The organism is Candidatus Omnitrophota bacterium (assembly GCA_030688425.1).
In the GTDB taxonomy this organism is placed as follows: Bacteria; Omnitrophota; Gorgyraeia; order Zapsychrales; family JANLHA01; genus JAUYIB01.
This window is the reverse complement of record JAUYIB010000003.1, coordinates 1-1,073: the sequence shown is the minus strand read 5'-3', so window position 1 is coordinate 1,073 and position 1,073 is coordinate 1. Positions and strand designations below refer to the sequence as shown.

Below are 1,073 nucleotides of genomic sequence, written 5' to 3'. Positions count from 1 at the left end.
TTTGGAAGGTCCCCTCAAAATGATCTTGACGGGTCCGGCCGCTATTGGATGTGCTGCCAGAACCCCCGGGCGCTTGTCGCACTCGATGCTGCGCAATCAAATCGCGTTACCCCAGGGGCATTTTTTCAACCCTAGATTTTTCGCTTGACTTTCCATGCCGCAGGGGTATTTAAAGAAGAAATAAAAGGATTGTTTGAAGATTGTTACATGTCTGCCGGGCTCTTTACTGAAAGTCCGGGCCGATTTAAGACATGGGTGTAAATCATAGTGGTTGCGACATTTGAATGCCCTAAAAGTTCCTGCACCGTGCGAATATCATAATTTGCTTCAAGAAGATGTGTGGCAAAGGAGTGACGCAGGGTATGGCAAGAAACCTGCTTATTGATGCCCGCCCGAGCGGCTGCCTCTTTAACGGCCTTCTGGATGAGGTTTTCGTTAATATGATGCCGCCGAACCTTACCGCTTCTGGGATCGACAGACAGGCTTTTTGCCGGAAACACATACTGCCATATCCATTCCTTTTCCGCATTCGGGTATTTTCTGGAAAGAGCCGGCCAGATGAAGACATCGGCCCTGCCTTGCGCCCGGTCTTGCGCGTAAATGGCCTTCACCCTGGCAAGATGCTCCTTGAGCGGGTCGGCAAACCGCCTGGAAAGCATCGTGATCCGGTCCTTCTGCCCCTTGCCGTTGCGCACCATAATTTCATGACGCGCAAAATCGATATCCTTGACCCGCAGCCGGACGCACTCCATAAGTCGCAGGCCGCCTCCATACATAATGCCGGCCATCAAGCCGGCGACCCCATCCATGCTTTGAAGCAGGGCTTGGACTTCCTCCCGGGTCATGACTTCCGGAAGCCGCCGCGGTCTTTTGGCCCGCACAAATTCATCCATTTCCCCGATTGGTTTTTGAAGAACCTGATCATAAAGAAAGACCAGGGCGTTAAGCGCCTGGTTCTGGGTGCTGGCCGCCACCTCGCGGTGAGTCGCCAGATATTCAAGATATTTTCTCACTGCGCTTGCAGCATCAAGAGCGCCGGGATCGGTGTAATCATGGAAGGCGATAAATCGCCT

General features: G+C 52.7%; 1 protein-coding gene. It reads right to left on the bottom strand.

Annotated elements, in window-relative coordinates; genetic code table 11:
- Positions 1 to 203 precede the first annotated feature (203 nt).
- A partial coding sequence (locus tag Q8Q08_00030; protein ID MDP2652406.1) for an integron integrase occupies positions 204 to 1,073 on the bottom strand: 870 nt, incomplete at its 5' end.